14 protein-coding genes are annotated in these 16,563 nt (G+C 62.1%); 1 reads left to right on the forward strand and 13 read right to left on the reverse strand.

All coding sequences use genetic code 11. The annotated features are described in order from the left end of the window. The 11 genes from LCF60_RS20995 to LCF60_RS21045 all read right to left on the reverse strand — a co-directional run. Nucleotides 1-572 (reverse strand): endonuclease/exonuclease/phosphatase family protein (locus LCF60_RS20995; protein WP_292294490.1); only part of this gene is annotated, 572 nt, incomplete at its 3' end. After that, complete coding sequence (ugpC, locus tag LCF60_RS21000; RefSeq protein WP_292294491.1) at nt 569-1,681, reverse strand: sn-glycerol-3-phosphate ABC transporter ATP-binding protein UgpC; 1,113 nt, start codon at nt 1,679-1,681, stop codon at nt 569-571. The genes LCF60_RS20995 and ugpC, both read right to left, overlap by 4 nt. A gap of 11 nt (nt 1,682-1,692) precedes the next feature. Further along, on the reverse strand, nt 1,693-2,709 hold the full coding sequence (locus tag LCF60_RS21005) for an ABC transporter permease subunit (RefSeq protein WP_363318450.1): 1,017 nt from the start codon (nt 2,707-2,709) through the stop codon (nt 1,693-1,695). Further along, nucleotides 2,706-3,587 (reverse strand): ABC transporter permease subunit, encoded by an 882-nt coding sequence (locus tag LCF60_RS21010; protein WP_292294492.1) that lies wholly within the window; start codon nt 3,585-3,587, stop codon nt 2,706-2,708. The genes LCF60_RS21005 and LCF60_RS21010 overlap by 4 nt, the downstream gene beginning before the upstream one ends. An 86-nt stretch (nt 3,588-3,673) precedes the next feature. Continuing rightward, nucleotides 3,674-5,005 carry an extracellular solute-binding protein gene (locus LCF60_RS21015; RefSeq protein ID WP_292294493.1) on the reverse strand — a complete coding sequence of 444 codons (1,332 nt, stop codon included), beginning with the start codon at nt 5,003-5,005 and terminating at the stop codon, nt 3,674-3,676. 213 nt (nt 5,006-5,218) lie between these two features. After that, nucleotides 5,219-6,013 (reverse strand): metallophosphoesterase, encoded by a 795-nt coding sequence (locus LCF60_RS21020; protein WP_292294494.1) that lies wholly within the window; start codon nt 6,011-6,013, stop codon nt 5,219-5,221. A gap of 340 nt (nt 6,014-6,353) precedes the next feature. Further along, nucleotides 6,354-6,506 (reverse strand): cytochrome bd-I oxidase subunit CydX, encoded by a 153-nt coding sequence (cydX, locus tag LCF60_RS21025; protein WP_292294495.1) that lies wholly within the window; start codon nt 6,504-6,506, stop codon nt 6,354-6,356. 14 nt (nt 6,507-6,520) lie between these two features. Then, the gene (cydB, locus tag LCF60_RS21030; RefSeq protein ID WP_292294496.1) at nt 6,521-7,681 is read right to left on the reverse strand and encodes a cytochrome d ubiquinol oxidase subunit II; all 1,161 of its coding nucleotides are present in this window, start codon (nt 7,679-7,681) and stop codon (nt 6,521-6,523) included. Nucleotides 7,682-7,686: 5 nt separating this feature from the next. Further along, nucleotides 7,687-9,300, reverse strand: coding sequence for a cytochrome ubiquinol oxidase subunit I (locus tag LCF60_RS21035; protein ID WP_292294497.1), 1,614 nt, complete (start codon nt 9,298-9,300; stop codon nt 7,687-7,689). A 121-nt stretch (nt 9,301-9,421) separates the two neighbouring features. After that, nucleotides 9,422-11,086, reverse strand: coding sequence for an ATP-binding cassette domain-containing protein (locus tag LCF60_RS21040; protein ID WP_292294498.1), 1,665 nt, complete (start codon nt 11,084-11,086; stop codon nt 9,422-9,424). Next, nucleotides 11,083-12,714 carry an ATP-binding cassette domain-containing protein gene (locus LCF60_RS21045; protein WP_292294499.1) on the reverse strand — a complete coding sequence of 544 codons (1,632 nt, stop codon included), beginning with the start codon at nt 12,712-12,714 and terminating at the stop codon, nt 11,083-11,085. Before LCF60_RS21045 ends, LCF60_RS21040 begins: the two co-directional genes overlap by 4 nt. 122 nt (nt 12,715-12,836) lie before the next feature. On the opposite strand from LCF60_RS21045, the gene LCF60_RS21050 reads away from it, so the two are divergent. Next, a complete protein-coding gene (locus tag LCF60_RS21050; RefSeq protein ID WP_292294500.1) occupies nt 12,837-13,304 on the forward strand; it encodes an Rrf2 family transcriptional regulator in 468 nt (155 codons plus the stop codon). Nucleotides 13,305-13,394: 90 nt separating this feature from the next. Here LCF60_RS21050 and LCF60_RS21055 read toward each other — a convergent pair whose 3' ends face one another. Together LCF60_RS21055 and LCF60_RS21060 are read right to left on the reverse strand one after the other, a co-directional pair. After that, nucleotides 13,395-15,575 carry a xanthine dehydrogenase family protein molybdopterin-binding subunit gene (locus LCF60_RS21055; RefSeq protein WP_292294501.1) on the reverse strand — a complete coding sequence of 727 codons (2,181 nt, stop codon included), beginning with the start codon at nt 15,573-15,575 and terminating at the stop codon, nt 13,395-13,397. Between the two features lies 1 nt (nt 15,576). Then, complete coding sequence (locus LCF60_RS21060) at nt 15,577-16,032, reverse strand: (2Fe-2S)-binding protein (RefSeq protein WP_292294502.1); 456 nt, start codon at nt 16,030-16,032, stop codon at nt 15,577-15,579. Nucleotides 16,033-16,563 lie beyond the last annotated feature (531 nt).

The following is a 16,563-nucleotide window of genomic DNA, read 5'->3' on the forward strand; positions in this document are numbered from 1 at the left end:
ATCGCGGTCATCGGCTGCGGCGGCATCGGGCGGTCGTTCCAATCGGGGTCTTTCACCATGCCCCCGGCACTGGCGCCGCGTTCGTGTCCGCGCAGCAGCAGGTTGCACATGTATTCGACCTGATCGCGGCGCGTGTCGGTCGACACGTGATCCAGATGCACCGAACAGAACCGCAGCGGACCCGAGGGTGCATCGATCACGCATTCCAACAATGTGCGTTGCAGGTGGAACGTGTTCAGCAGCGCGATCTTGGGCAGGGTGTGATTGATCATCGACAGGATCGGCCAGCGCGACAGCACCATGTTGCCGAACTGGCGGCGGCGATGCACCGGCTTGCCGTCCACGATGTTTGAGGCGTCAAAGTCGATGCCGGGGCCGTAGACCCAGTGCATGTGGGGCAGGCGGGCCGCGATCTCGTGGGCCTGATGCACCATGCCGGACCGACCCGTGTGGGTCTCCACCTCTTGCAGCGCGATCAGGTCCGGATCGCCCAGTTCGGACACGATCCGGTCGAGGTCAAAGCGGTCGTCTTTGCCTTTGCCGTACTGAATATTGTAGCTGGCGAGTTTCATTCTGCGGGTTCCATTTGCCGTGTGACGCTTGCGTCCATGTCGATCCGCACGCCGTCCTGTGCGCGGAAGACATGCAATTTGCTGAGGTCGGCCAGCACGCCCACCGGGTCGCCATGCTGGAAGCGGGGCTTGGCCGAAGACAGGACGGTGAAGGGCACATCCTCGATCATAAGGTGATACAGACCTGCCGATCCCAATTCTTCGTAGAAATCGAATGTGCCTGTCAGGTGCCCGGCCCCGGGCGCGCACAGCGTCATGTCCTCGGGGCGAAGGCCAAGCTGGACCAACGCCCCGACGTGGGTGCGGGCCTGTGCGCCGGAAATCTCGATCCGGCTGTCATCGGCGAGAAGAATGGCGCCTTGTTCCGCCGAGATTTGACCCGAGAGGAAATTCATCGCGGGCGAGCCGATGAACCCGGCCACGTAGACCGTGGCGGGGCGGTTGTAGACCTCTTCGGGGGTGCCCACCTGGTCGATCGTCCCCTTGTTCATGATGACCATGCGGTCGGCCAGGGTCATGCCTTCGTGCTGGTCATGGGTCACGAAGACCGATGTCGCCTTGATCCGGTTGTGGATGCGACGGATTTCGTGGCGCATCTGAACGCGCAGCTTGGCGTCGAGGTTGGACAGCGGTTCGTCGAACAGGAACACCTTGGGTTCGCGGATGATGGCGCGGGCCATGGCGACGCGCTGGCGCTGACCACCCGAAAGCTGCCCGGGCTTGCGGTCCATGAACTCTTCGAGGCCCACGGACTTTGCCACCGCGCGGACCTTGTCCAGACGCTCGGGTTTCTTCATGCCCGCGACCTTGAGCGCGTAGCCGATGTTTTCGGCCACGGTCATGTGTGGATAAAGCGCGTAGTTCTGGAACACCATCGCGCAGCCGCGCTGGCGCGGTTCGAGATCGTTCACGACGGTGCCCGCGATGGAGATCTCGCCGCCCGAGATGTCTTCGAGCCCCGCGATCATGCGCAGGAGCGTGGACTTGCCGCAGCCCGAAGGCCCGAGAATGACGACGAATTCGCCGTTGTTGACGGTCAGGTCGACGCCGTGGATGACCTCGTCCTTGCCATAGCTTTTGGTGACGCGGCGGATGTCAATATTGGCCATGTCTGATGCCCTCATTTATCGGTGTTGATCAGGCCGCGCACGAACCAGCGCTGCATGAAGATGACGACGATCACCGGTGGGACCGTGACGATCAGGGTGCCCGCCATAGCGATGTGCCAGTTGGGGATCGCGCCTCCGGTGGAATTGGTATCCGGCACCAGCTTGCCCAGCTCGACCGCCACGACGCCGTAACTTGGGTCGGTGACGATCAGGAGCGGCCAGAGATACTGGTTCCAGCTGTAGACGAACATGATCGTCGCCAGCGCGGCGATGTTGGTGCGCGACAGCGGCACGAGGATTTCGACGAGGAACCGCAGCGGGCCAGCACCGTCCATCTTGGCCGCCTCGACCAGTTCGTCGGGGATGGTCAGGAAAAACTGGCGGTACAGGAAGGTGCCCGTCGCCGTGGCGATCAGCGGCACGATCAACCCGGTATAGGAATTGAGCATATTCCATTCGAGCGCGACCTCGATCCCCGACACCGTCTGGATCAGCCAGCTGATCCCGGTCCAGTCCATGATCATCTGGAACGGCTGCAGCGCGTTGGCGGCGACCGCGTAGGTCGGCACGATCCGCACTTCGAGCGGCAGCATCAGCGTGATGAACACCATCCAGAAGATCGGCATGCGCAGCCGGTGGTCGAAGAACACGAGGCCGAAGGCGGTGATGCAGGCAATGAAGATCTTGCCGGTCACGACACCCAGCGCCACGATCAGCGAATTTACGAACTTCTGCCCGAAATCTCGCGTGACCCAGGCTTCCTGGATGTTGTTCCAGAACTGGTCGCCCGGCAGGAGATGGGCGGGCTGGGCGTTGACCTCCTGGAGGGAAAGCGTCGCCGCGTTGAACACGAGGTACATCGGGAAGAGCAGGATGATCATGCCGGTGAGTAGGATGACATGGGTCAGGATATTGAGAACGGGGGTGTTTTCCACCAGGCCCGGCATCCTGGGTTTGCGCGGCGGGTTGACGGCGCGAGCCTCGGCGGAGCCCGCGGCCGCGGCAAGGGGAAGATCGGCTTGGGTCATGTGTAATGCACCTTGCGTTCGATGTAGCGGAACTGGATCACGGTGAGCGCGATCACGAGGAACATCAGGATGATCGACTGTGCCGCGGCACCCGAGTAGTCGAGCCCCTGGAAGCCATCGACGTAAATCTTGTAGACCATCAGGTTGGTCGCGCGGGCCGGGCCGCCTGCCGTCATCGTGTCGACGATGCCGAAGCTGTCGGTGAAGCTGTCGGTGATGTTGATGACAAGGACGAAGAAGAACGTGGGCGCGAGAAGTGGCAACTGGATGTCGCGCATCCGGCGCAGCACCGTGGCGCCGTCCATCGCGCCCGCCTCGATCAGCGACCGCGGGATCGACTGCAATCCCGCGAGGAAGAAGATGAAGTTATACGCCACCTGTTTCCACGCGCCCGCGATGATCACCATCAGCAGCGCATGATCGCCGTTCAGGATCGGATCCCAGAAACCGGGGAAGGCCGCGTTGACATAGGACATGATCCCGGCGGACGGGTTGAAGATGAAACGGAAGGCCAGACCCACCGCTGGGGCCGCGACCGCGTAGGGCCAGATCGCGCCGATGCGGTAGTACTTGTAGCCGCGTAATTGGCGATCCGCGAAGACGGCCAAGATCAGCGCCATGCCCATCGACAGGACGGTCGCACCCGCCGCGTAGACGATCGATACGCGGATCGAATCCCAGTAGCGCCCGTCGGTCAGGATCATTCGGAAATTCTCGAACCCGGCCCATTCGTTGCCGCCGCCCCAGGGCTGCTCGAAGGTGAACGCCCAGTAAAGCGCCTGGCTGGTGGGCCAGTAGAAGAAGACGAAGATGATCAGAAGCTGCGGTGCCACGACCAGGGCGGCGATCCAGTTGTTCTTGAAATAGGCGCGTCGCATGTCTTTACCCCGTGAGGACATCTCCGCCCCGAGGGTTTCGGGACGGAGGGTTGGTCAAGGCCCGTTTCCGGACAGGATCGTGGGGATCAGGGAAGCTGCTTGCCCTTGTAGGTGCGCTCGAACCGGCGCAGCACGTCGTTCGACCGGGCGGCAGCTGTATCCAGCGCTTCCTGCATGGATTTCTGACCGGAAAGTCCCGCTTCGACCTCGGCGATCCATTCGGACCGCGCCTGGATGAAGCCACCCAGACGGATGCCGCGTGTCAGCGGTGTCGGGTCGGTAAAGGTCAGCGACTTCATCGCGACTTCGCGGCCTTTGTAGGGTGCGTTGTCATAAAAGCCTTCGGCGGTCAGCTGCTCGAACGCGGCCCGGGTGACGGGAATGTAGCCGGTGTTGGACACCCAGAACTTCTCGGACTCGGGCGTGGCAAGGAACTTGAGATATTCTGCCGCGCCGCGATACTCGTCCTCGGTCTTGCCCGAGAGCACCCAAAGAGACGCGCCGCCCACGACGGTGTTCGTGCGCTCGAACCCTTCGTAGATCGGGAGCATGGCGACGTCCCAGTTCAGACCTTCGACGGCCGATGCGTGCACGGTCGCGTGCGATGCGATGGAGCCGAAATAGATCGAGCACTGGTTCTGTGCGAAGGCGTCGCGCGAATTGATGCCGCCCTGGCTTGTCTTGATCTCGAGCAGGCCTTCGTCGAGCCAGCGCTTGATGTCTTCCATGTGCTTGACGTGCTGGGTGGTGTTGTAGACGTATTCCGCATCCAGACCGTCATAGCCGTTGTTCTGCGATGCCACCGGAATGCCGTGCGCCATCGAGAACTGTTCGAGATCGACCCATGTCGAGGGAGCATAGCCATAAGCGCATTTTTCGGGATTCGCGGCTTTCAGCGCACGCAGACCGTCTTCAAAGGCTTCCCAGGTCTGGGGAGCTTCGATGCCAGCCGCGGCGAAATCGTCGACGTTGTAGTACATCACCGGGGTGGACGAGTTGAACGGCATCGAGAACAGCTCGCCATTCGATGCGGCGTAGTAATTCGAGATGCCCGGGAAATAGTTGTCCCAGTCGATGTCGATGTCGAAATCGGCCATCATTTTCTGTACCGGGTAGAATTCACCCGACATCATCAGATCGGCTGTACCGGCGTCATAGGCCTGCACAACAGTCGGATGCTTGCCCGCGCGGAAGGCGGCGATGGTGTTCTGAACGGCGGTTGCATAGCCGTCCTGACCGACGCACGTGATCTGATACGTGTCCTGGCTTTCGTTGAAGCGGTCGCATGTCTGCTGGACCACGTCGCCCAGATAGCCGCCAAGGCCATACCAGTATTCGAAGGTAATCTTGTCTTGTGCGGACGCGGCACCGCCAAGGGCGGCCGCGACGGCAAAGACGCTGACAAAAGTGGATTTCATGATCGTCCCCATTGAGAAACCTGTGTCGCGCTTCCAGCGCACCACTGTCGTCTATGAGCGTCAGGTGACGCTCTTCTGACGCTTCGGTGAAGGTTCTCGGAACCTTTGGTTTCTGTCTCGAGACAGTTTTGATTCAAATCCGTGACGGTCTGCGGAGCAGGTCCAACCGGGAGAGAGGAACCCGTGCCCGGCCGGGCACGGTCCAGTGGCCGCTCAACCGAGGACAGCGTTGCCTTCGAGAAAGCTGTCGAAGTGAATCAAAGTTTGCGATTGATCCCCAAGGACAACCGCCATCTGCGCTGGACCCCACAACCGGTCGACCTTGGCATCCACCTTGAGCGGGACAGTCACGTTGTAATGGTTGCCTGCCAGAGTGGTAAAGGGAATGCCGTGCCAGACGCCGCACGACGTGAAATGCACGTGACCCGCAATCACCTGCCTCACATCGCCATGTGCCTTGAGAACTCTGGCAAAGGCATCGCCATTTTCAAGGATAATGCGGTCAACACGCACGTGGAGCGGGTTGGCATGGTGGTGAAGGATGACGACAACAGGACCGTCATGTTCGGCCAGACGCACCTTGAGCCAGTCCAACTGGCTCTGTGACAAGTGCCCCCCATGAGAATGGTCATCCCCTTCAACCACGCTGTCGAGAAGGATCACACGGTAGCCTTTAAGGTCGATAACCTTGTCGATGCATCCGGTGTCAGCACGGTGATCCGACCCGAAGACCGACACGAAGGTGTCGCGGTTGTCGTGATTGCCGATGGTGATGTGGCAAGGTACCGCCATCTGATCCACCAGCGTCTTGAGCCGATGATAGGGAGCCACAGCACCCTTGAAGCCGATATCGGCCAGATCCCCGGCCAGAACGCAGAAATCCGCATCCGCGTGATGTGTGTTGATCCAATCGACGGCCCTTTGCATCCGAAGATGGGTGTCCAGACCATGGGACGTTTCGTTTTCATCAACCAGATGCAGGTCGCTCAGGACCAGAAACTTCAGCATGTGTTTTTCCTTGAGATGTGCAGAGGATTTTGACCCGGAGGCCAAGAGCCTTTTGCGCGTAACAGGGAGTTGCAAATGCGGCGTGATGCTAATGCAAAAGTTTTGCGAAATCGCGCAGGGGACGAAGACGGCCGTAGATCAGAAAAGACTGATGTGGGCGCGTCCCGGCATGACCATGATCGGTTCGACCGATGCATTGCGGGCGCAGGCTGCGAGAATGAGGTTTTTCATGTCGAAAGTCCTCTCGGATTGGACCGGTTGAGAACTATGGGGGCGCGGGCCCCTCGCCATAACGGGATCCGCGCCGGACTGGGGGAGGAAGGAACAAGCCCCCGGTCATTCAGTGCCCGGACTTTCGATGGATGTGTTCACCCATCGGACAGTCGCCTTCGTCCGAGAAACAGGCGTCGGTGCGCATCTCCAGCCAGATCGCGTTCAACACGGCGAAGAGCGCGGCAAGCGGCAGTCCGAGAAGCCAGGCGAAATACCACATGGTTCAGGTCTCCTTTAGTAAACTGTGTCAGCGTTATCAGTGACTTGTTCTTCGGTGACCTTGCCCCAAAGCACCTTGTAGACCCAAGCCGTGTACATCAGGATCAGCGGCATGAAGATCGCGGTGCAGATCAGCATGATGAACAGCGTCTGGTGTGACGATGAGGCGTCCCACACGGTCAGTGAACTGTTGGGATCAAGGGTCGAGGGCAGGATGAACGGGAACATGGTCAGGCCCACGGACGAAATGATCCCGAGAATGCCCATCTTCGACCAGAGCAGGGTGGATACCTCGCGCCCAGCCTTCAGGCCCATGACCGCCAGCGCGATCCCGACAAAGCCGAGGATTGGCGCAACGGCGATCCATGGGCGTGCGGCATAGGCCGACAGCCACGATCCACCGCGTGTCACGTCCGAATAGAGCGGGTTCGACGGTCCATTGGCGGCGACCTCACCCAAGGCGAAACCGTCCACACCCACGGCCAGCCAGAGGCCCGCCAGCGCATAACCTGCTGCTGCGACCATGCCCGCCTTGACGCCAATCGCCCGGGCCCGCTCTGCGACGATCCCTTCGGCCTTGAGCGACAGCCAAGCCGCTCCATGCATCAGAAGCATCGACAGCGACACGACACCGGCCAGCAGCGCGAAGGGGCGCAGGAGGCCGACAAACTTGATCGCAAAGTTGCCCGGATACATCGGCATCAGGTCTTCGGTCAGGTAGAAGGGCACTCCCAGAAGCACGTTGCCCACCGCCACGCCGAACAGAAGCGCAGGCACGGCGCCACCGGCAAACAGCGCCCAGTCCCAGCGGGTGCGCCATGTGGCATCCTCCCGCTTGGAGCGGTACTTGAACGCCACCGGGCGCACGATGAAGGCGGCCAGAACCACGAACATCGCAAGGTAGAAGCCCGAGAAGCTGACGGCATAAAGCGGCGGCCACGCGGCAAAGATCGCGCCGCCGCCAAGGATGAACCACACTTGGTTGCCTTCCCAGACGGGGCCGACCGTGTTGATCGCCACACGACGCTCGACGTCGGTCCTGGCGACGAAGGGCAGCAATGCGCCGACCCCCATGTCGAACCCGTCGGTCAGGGCAAATCCGATCAGCAACACGCCCAGAAGCGCCCACCAGATCACGCGCAGGATGTCGTATTCGATCAGTTCAAAAAGGATCATCTGTCTTACTCCGCGGGGGTTGCAGCAAGGGTCGGAGCGGGGGTCTCGGAGCGCAGCCGCGACTCGTGACGTTCCTGCCAGGCGTCGGTTTCTTCCACGTCCTGGAACGGGCCCTTGCGGATGTATTTCACCATCAGGCTGACCTCGATCACGAAGAGGACCGAGTAGAAGATCAGGAACCCGGCCAGCGTGATTAGCAGATCCGCGATGCTCAGGTGCGACGCGCTGAGGGCCGTTGGCAGCACGCCGTCAACCGTCCAGGGTTGGCGGCCAAACTCGGCCACGAACCACCCCAGCTCTGCCGCGATCCACGGGGTCGGGATGATCGCAACGGCGGCATAAAGCGACCAGCGCGGGAATTGCATCTGTCGGAACGAGGCCCGGTAGAAGAAGTAGGCCATCACTGCGATGAAGCTGAACCCAAGCGCCACCATGATCCGGAACGCCCAGAAGAGCGGCGCCACACCGGGAACGGTGTCATCCGCCGCCATCTTGATCTGGGCGTCGGTCGCGTCACGCGGATCGTCCACATACTGCTTGAGCAGCAGCGCATAGCCCAGATTGTCGGAATGCGCCTCGAACGTCTCGCGCACCTCTGAAGGCGTCGCCTCGCGCTGTTCGCGAATGGTCATCAGCGCGTCATAGGCGATCAGGCCGTCGCGGATCTTGACCTCGGATTCCGCGACCAGATCGTTGATGCCCGGGATTTCCTGCGTCAGTGACCGCGTGCCGATGAGGCCCATCGCCCACGGGATTTCGACGGCGTAATGTGTCTCGCGCGCCTCTTGGTCGGGAAAGCCGATGGCGGTGAACGGGGCCGGGGCGTCGTGCGTTTCCCACATCGCCTCGATTGCGGCGAGCTTCATTTTCTGCGTGTGGCTCGCCGAATATCCGGATTCGTCGCCCAGAACGACCACGGACAGCGCCGCGGCAAGTCCGAAGGCCGAGGCCACGGCGATGGACCGGCGGGCCAGATCCTTGTGTTTGTTCTGGATCAGGTAGAGCGCGGACACACCCAGAACGAAGACCGACGCGGTGACGTATCCTGCCGACACGGTGTGCACGAATTTCGCCTGCGCCACTTCGTTGAACAACACGTCGAAGAACGACGTCATCTCCATGCGCATCGTGTCGGGGTTGAATTCGGCCCCCACCGGATTCTGCATCCAGCCATTGGCGATCAGGATCCAGAGCGCTGAAAAGTTCGACCCGATGGCGACCAGCCAGGCCACCACCATGTGCTGGACCTTTGACAGCTTGTCCCAGCCGAAGAAGAACAAGCCAACGAACGTGGCTTCCAGGAAGAACGCCATCAGACCTTCAATCGCCAGCGGCGCGCCGAAGATGTCGCCGACATAGTGGCTGTAGTAGCTCCAGTTCATGCCGAACTGGAATTCCATCGTGATGCCGGTGGCGACGCCCAGCACGAAATTGATGCCGAACAGCGTGCCCCAGAATTTTGTCATCTGACGCCAGATGGGGCGGTTCGTCATGACATAGACGGTTTCCATGATCGCCACGAGGATCGACAGACCCAGCGTCAGCGGCACGAAAAGGAAATGATACATCGCTGTCAGCGCGAATTGCATGCGCGACAGCTCGACCAGACCGATCTCCATGATGTGCTCCTTTAATGCTCAATAATTCGCATCAAAGATGCGGATTAATTGCTTCATATGCTGATTTAGAAATGTGTTATTTGATCTGAGTCAAAAACCCGCATCGTAGATACGGATTATTTCAGTGGACCTGCCTCACAGGCTGCAGCTTTACGATCCGGTCCGCGAACGCGACCTCTTCAGGCCGATGCGCTGCCATCAGGATCGCTGCGCCGGGCAGGGCCGTCCGCAAACCCTCAAGCACACGTTTGGCAATCGGCGCGTCCAAGCCTTCGGTCGGCTCGTCCAGCAACAAGAGCTTGGGCTTGCACAACACGGCCCGGGCCAGAACCAAGCGCCGCCCTTCGCCGCCCGAAAGACCCGTTCCACGGAACCCCAACCGGGCGTCCAGCCCGCCTTTCGCGTGTATCGTCTTGGCAAGCTGCATGGCCTCCAAGGCGGCCCAAAGCGCGTCGTCCATTGCCTCGGGCGCGGCGAGCCGCAGGTTTTCGGCGATGGTCCCGGCGACCAACGCATGCCGCTGAGGCACCATCGCGATCAGATTTGCGCGCTGGTCCGGGTCAATCCGGAACACATCCTCACCGCCAAAGCGCGCATCGCCGCCCAGCGGCGCAATCTGACCCGCCGCGATCAGCAGCAGGGTCGACTTTCCGCATCCGCTGCGTCCGGTGAGTGCGATTGTTTCGCCGCTTGCGAGGGTCAAATCGACAGGCGCGAAAAGAGGCGTTGCCGCTCCGGCGCGCGCCGCGGTCACAGTGTTCAAGACCAGTGGGCCATCGCAGACGGACATCGCTGATGTCGTGCCAGGCTCAGAGTGGTCTCCTATCAGCGGCGAAATCCGCTTCGCGGCGGACCGCATCTTTCCAATCTCTGAAAGGGCGCGGCGCACTGGTGCCACCGCTTCGGACAGGGCAAGAGCGGCGAAGATCGCGATGGCCGCTTGCGCCGCCGTGATGTCACCAGCCTGCGCCAGCGACGCCCCGATCCCCAGCGACATGGCGACCACCGTCCAGCCCATGAGGTCGAGCAAAAACCCTGTGTTCCGCTTGATCCGCTCGACCTCGGCCTGGCTTTCTGACTGGAACTGCGCCGCCTTCGTCACGCTCTTCTGCGCCATGGGAATCTGACCAAAGGCGATCAACTCGTCCCGTGCGGTGATCAGGTCGATAACGCGGCTGCGCAAGGACTGCATGCCAGCTTGCGCTTTGCGGGATGGCGCGTCCGCCCGGTGTTGCCCCCAGAAAAACACCAGTGTCGGGCCGATAGCATGGCCCAGAACAATGACCCCGCCGATCACCGGGGACACCAGTACCGCAACAGCCAAAGCGGACAAGCAGATGACGGCAAGCCCCGCCGCACCGGGCAGGACCAGCCGCAGCGCGAGACCGTCCAACGCATCCACATCCGACGTCACTCGGTTCAGAAACACGCTCGCGCGTAGCCGTTCGATCCGGCGGTAGGGCGAGGTCAGAACGCCGCCCAGCAATCGCACCCTCAGATTCGACAATGCGCGCAGCGTTGCGTCATGGGTGGTCAGCCGCTCTCCATACCGCGCGGCAGTACGCCCGAGGGCGAGGAAGCGCACCATCGCGGACGGGGCGAAGACGTTGAAAAGCGTTCCCAGCCCGATCATTCCGGCAGCGGCGGCGGCGGTGATGAACCATCCGGACAGCGCCAACAGCGCGACGCCCATGATCAGTACCGTCAGGGACAGTGCCATTCCCTGTGCAAAGGCGCGGGTCTCCCCGGCCAGAAGGATGTGCATGATTTTGAACAAGGATCTCATGCGCGGGGCTCCAGCGTCATCACCCGATGCATCTGGTCAATCAGCCGCGGGTCATGCGTGGTGGTGATCAACGTGCCGCCGTCAGCCACGTAGGCGAGCAGGCCGTCGATGATGTCCTGCGCCGTCTCTGCATCAAGGTCTGCGGTCGGCTCATCGGCCAAAAGAACGGACGGATTGCGATGCAGCGCGCGTGCCAGCATCACGCGCCGCGCTTCGCCTCCGGACAGACCCGCGCCCGACTCTCCCAACTGCGTCAGGTCATTCAAAGGCAGAGTGTCCAACACATGCGAAACGCGTGCGCGATGCAGAATGCTTTTGTCCAAAGGCGCGCCGAAACCGATGTTGTGGCGCAGGCTGCGCCCCAAAAAGCGCGGCGTTTGTGGCATCCAGCCCAAAGACGCGCGCCACGCGTCGGCCTGCGTGTCAGAGAGGGGCACACCATTCACCAGGACAGCCCCATGCGATGGGCGTTCCAGACCCGCAATCACCCGAAGAAGGGTCGTTTTGCCGACGCCACTTGGCCCTTGGATTGCCAGGCTGTCGCCGGGCCGGATCTCAAGATCGGGGAAGCGCAGGGTCTGGTCAGCGTGTTCAACCTTTGCCCCCGACAAGACCAAACTCTCAAAGGCCATCGCTGGTGAAGCCGCGCCCGCCCCCAGCATTTTGGGGCGCGCCTCGTCCTGCCATGAGGCCATGTCTTCCTTCACTGCGGCTGCGGCGGACTTATCATGCCAGGCCGCTGCCAGATCGCGCAGAGGTTGGAAGAAATCCGGCGCCAGCAGGAGCAGGTAGATCCCGGCAAACGGTGTCAGCGGGCTCCCCCATGTTCCCCAGCCAATCTCGCCGAGAAGTGCAAAACCGACCCACACGGCAATCATTGCCACACCAAGAGCCGAGAACAATTCGAGCACGGTCGAGGACAGAAAGGCGATCCGCAGTACGGCCATCGTCTTGTGTCGCAATGTATCGGACGCCATGGCAAAGCCGTCGATCACCTGCGGCCCTGCGCCAATCAGCTTCAAATCCGCCAAAGCCGCCAACCGATCCGCAAGCAGATCGTTCAGCGAGCCGATCTCGACCATCTGTTGTGCGCTGGCGTCTTTTGCCGCCCAGCCGACAAGCGCCATGAACACCGGGATCAAAGGCCCCGCCGCCAGGAGCACCACCGCCGCCGCCCAGCTGTGCCATGCCGTGATCGCTAGGATGAGAAGGGGCACCACCATCACGCGCATCCGCGCAGGTTTGTAGCGGAGGAGAAAAGCGCGCTGCGCCTCCAGTTTTTCCGTGGCCAGCGCCGCAAGCGATCCCGCACCTCCAAAGCGCGAGACATCGGCTGTTGCGGCCTCGGTCGCGGCGATGTCCAGACGCCAGCGATGGATTTCCGCCTCCGCCGCATGGCTGAGCGCGGCTTGCGCTCGCAGATTCAGCAGAGCGCGCAAAACGCCGAGCCCGAGAAACGACAGCGCAGAGAGCCACACCTGTGGCGCCGTCCCGGACAGAAGGTCGGCAAGAACGGTGGCGATGACCCACGCCTGCGCAAGCCAGATCAGGTTGGCCAAGACGGAAAGACCGCCACCCGGGGCCGTGGCCCTGGCAGACATCTGTTGCGGCTTCGAAGGATCATCCATGCTCAGCGCCTTTTGAGTGACTGAGAGCCTCTTATGACAGTCGCTGATGAATTGACGTGATCTGGATCAAGGAAACTGGTATCAGAGATGTGGAATAACGGCTCCATTGTGAGGGAACCCGGATGCGACTGACGACACGAACGAACCTTGCGGCGCGCACCTTGATGTTCTGTGCCGTCAATGACGGGCAGCTTGTGCGCACCTCCGACATCGCGGAACGGTGCAATGCGTCGACCAACCATGTCGCCCGCGTCGTTCAGCAATTGCAGGCCGAGGGCTATCTCGAAACCTTGCGTGGCCGGACCGGGGGCATCCGCCTTGCAAAATCCGCCGACCGTATTTCGATTGGCGCCGTGTTCCGCATCTTCGAGACGGAAATTCCCTTTGCCGAATGCTTCGACGAAGTGCGCAACACCTGTCCGTTGGCGGCCACCTGCCGGTTGCGGTCCTACGTCACCCGCGCGCTCGAAGCGTTCTATCACGAGCTTGACATGGTCACACTCGAAGACCTGGTGCGCGGCAATTGTGGCCTGATGGATTTGCTTGCGATGAAACCGGATCTGTCCTCCGGCTGCACGGTGCGCGCGTGATGCGCCTGCACACCCCAAGGCGTCGCAGCCGGGATGTGCTAGCGCAGGCATGACCGGGTTTGGCCTTCTCCGGCTGTCATGCTGGCAGTGTCAGGCCAGCCCGTGCCGCGTGAAGGGAAGTTCACGAATGCGGGTACCCGTCGCCCGGAAGACAGCGTTGGCGACGGCCGGGCCGATCGGGGGCGTGCCCGGCTCACCGATGCCTGTTGGTGCCTCGTCCGAGCGAACGATGTGCACCTCGACCTCCGGCATGTCGGTGATCCGAAGCGGCGTGTAATCGGGGTAGTTCCACTGCGCCACTTCGCCGTCCACCATCGTGATCTCTTCGCGCAGGATGGCCGACAAGCCATAGCCCAGCCCACCCTCGATCTGGGCATTGATGTTGTCGGGGTTGATCGGCACGCCACAATCGACCCCGCAGGTCACTTTCTCGACCTTGACGGTGCCGTTGTCGCGGATCCGCACATCCGCAATCTCGGCCACGTAGCTGTTGAAGCTCTTGTGAACCGCAATGCCGCGATGGGTGCCCTCGGGCCCTGTCGGCCCGGCTTTTTCGGCTGCAAGGCGCAGCACACCGGCCAGCCGTGCATCGCCTGCAAGGTGGGCTAGGCGGAACTCAACCGGATCGCGCCCGGCCGCGATGGCCAGCTCATCCATCATGGTTTCCATCACATAGGCGGTGTGGCTATGCCCGACCGAACGCCACCACAGCGTGGGAACGCCGACCTTCGGGTGATGCACGTCCACATGCATGTCCGGGATCGCATAGGTGGTGTCCGAAATGCCCTCGACCGTCGAATGGTCGACCCCGTCCTGAACGACAAAGCTTTCGAACGATGTGCCGGTAAAGATCGACTGGCTGACGATACGATGCTCCCAGCCCGAGATGTTGCCTTCGGCGTCGAGCCCGGCGCGCACGCGGTGCACCGCCATCGGCCGGTAGTAGCCGCCGCGAATGTCGTCTTCGCGGGAATACACCAGCTTGATCGGCCGCGCGGTGTTTCCCGCGTCGAGCCAGGCCTTGCCGATCATCGCCGTCTCGGCGGCCAGATGGCCGTCAGGGCTTGCGCGACGACCAAAAGATCCACCACCCCAGCGGGTGTTGATCGTGATCTGCGGGAAGTCGAGCCCGAGCACCGCCGCCGCTGTGCCGTGATCCAGTGTCTGGATCTGCGAACCGCCCCAGAAGGTCGCCGACTGGCCATCGTACAGCACGGTCATGTCGAGCGGTTCCATCGGTGCATGCGCAAGGTAGGGAAAGACGTATTCAGCCTCGATCACCTGCGCGGCCTGCGCGAGCTTGGTGGCCGCGTCGCCGCGGGGGTGGGACGGCAGGCCGGGTGCGTCGAGTGCGGCGCGGAATTCGGCGAGAAGTGCATCGGTGCCCCGGGTCTCGCCCGAGCCCGCGGCCCAGTCAAGCACCAGCGCCTCGCGCCCCTGCATCGCTGTCCATGTATTGGTCGCCACCACCACAACGCCTTGCGGGATCTCGAGAACTGCCTCGACCCCGTCCAGGGCCAGCGCGGCCGTCGCGTCCACCGAGGCAAGGGTTGCGCCAAAGCGGGGCGGGCGGGCGGTTACGGCCACAAGTCCGCCTTCGGGCTGGGCATCCATTCCGAACAGACCGACGCTGCCGCGCGTCTTCATCGGCAATTCCACGCGGGGAAAATCCTTGCCGATATAGACCCAGTCCTCGGGGGATTTCAGCGTCACTTCGGCTGGCGGCTCCTGCGCCGCGGCGAGGGCTGAAAGTTCTCCCAGGGTTGCCGAGTTTCCGCCCGCCGAGACCACGCCGTTTGTGATCGCGATATCGCCCGCCGACACGCCCCATTCCGATGCAGCCGCAGCCACGATCATCGCGCGGACGACAGCCCCGGCCTGACGGTACTGGTCAAACGAGTTGGCCATGGCGGTGGACCCACCTGTACCCTGAAGGCCGAACAGGAAGTTCTTGTAGAGTTCGGGATTCGACGGGGCGAATTCGACCTCGACCTGGTCTGCGGCGGCGTCGAGTTCCTCGGCGACCAGCGTCGCAAGGCCCGTCGCTGTCCCTTGTCCCTTGTCGAGATGCTTGCTGAGAACGATCACGCGATTGTCCGGCGTGATGTGCACAAAAGGCGTGGCCACTGCTCCGGAGGCGGTGTCGGCAAGGCCCTTTTGGGGGAGGACCGCACCGACGAGCAGCCCGCCCAAAGCCCCTGCCGACAGCTTGAGGAAAGTGCGGCGCGTGGGCTGCGGCGCGGGGCGTTTCGCATCGAGATAATGCAGCATCTCAGGCCTCCATGATTTCGGCGGCGCGGTGGATCGCGCGGCGGATGCGGGCATAGGTGGCGCAGCGGCAGAGATTGCCCTCCATGGCTGCGTCGATGTCGTCGTCACTGGGCTTGGGCGTTTCGCTCAGCAGCGCCGAGGCTGACATGATCTGACCGGACTGGCAGTAGCCGCATTGCGGGACCTGCAGTTCAACCCAGGCTGCCTGAATCGCCTTTGCCGCCGGCGTGTCGATCGCCTCGATGGTGGTCACGTTCGCGCCTTCGAGATCGCCGATCAGTGCCTGACACGACCGCGTGGCTTCGCCGTTGACGTGCACCGTGCACGCCCCGCACGAGGCGACACCGCAGCCGAATTTCGTTCCGGTCATTTTGAGTTCGTCGCGCAGGACCCACAGAAGGGGCATGTCCGGATTCGCGTCAATCTCGCGCGGTTCTCCGTTTATCATGAGTTGCATGTTTCTCTCCGGTCGGGTTGTGGACGACGCGTGACACCGCTCCGTCAAAGGGTAATTCGGGTGGGGTTCAATTGCGATATGCATTTACGGTCATATGCAGGCAATTCTGGTCAGGCGCATGGTCGGACCTCGCTTCGATTTCCCCTCCCTGACATCAAGTCTTCGGTGCTTGAGGGCGCTGCGCCTGTGGACCATCCGCTGAACCGACCGTAGCAGCGGCGGGCGCACCTGTCGATCCGGACATGGTCGGGGCGCGCCGTGGCCGTTTCGCAGCGCAAGGTGCCGGTTCTTTTTGACGAGAAAACCCTGGTACGATCCCGGCCTCTCCAAGCATACAGGAAGGATGGACCGGGTCCCGGCAAGCCTGGCGCGATGGGCTATTGTTCTGCGCCATCTTCCCTGTCGCCATGACCGGGATCCTGTTTGCCCTGCGGGAATCCATCATCGCGCTGTCTGGATAAATTGGGGCCGCACACGCTGGGGATGGTGCCCTTTGTGCTGGCGGGTGGCGCGCTTTTCGGAGCGGCGGGC

Origin of the sequence: Marivita sp. (genome assembly GCF_020055635.1) — a bacterium.
Lineage (GTDB): Bacteria > Pseudomonadota > Alphaproteobacteria > Rhodobacterales > Rhodobacteraceae > Marivita.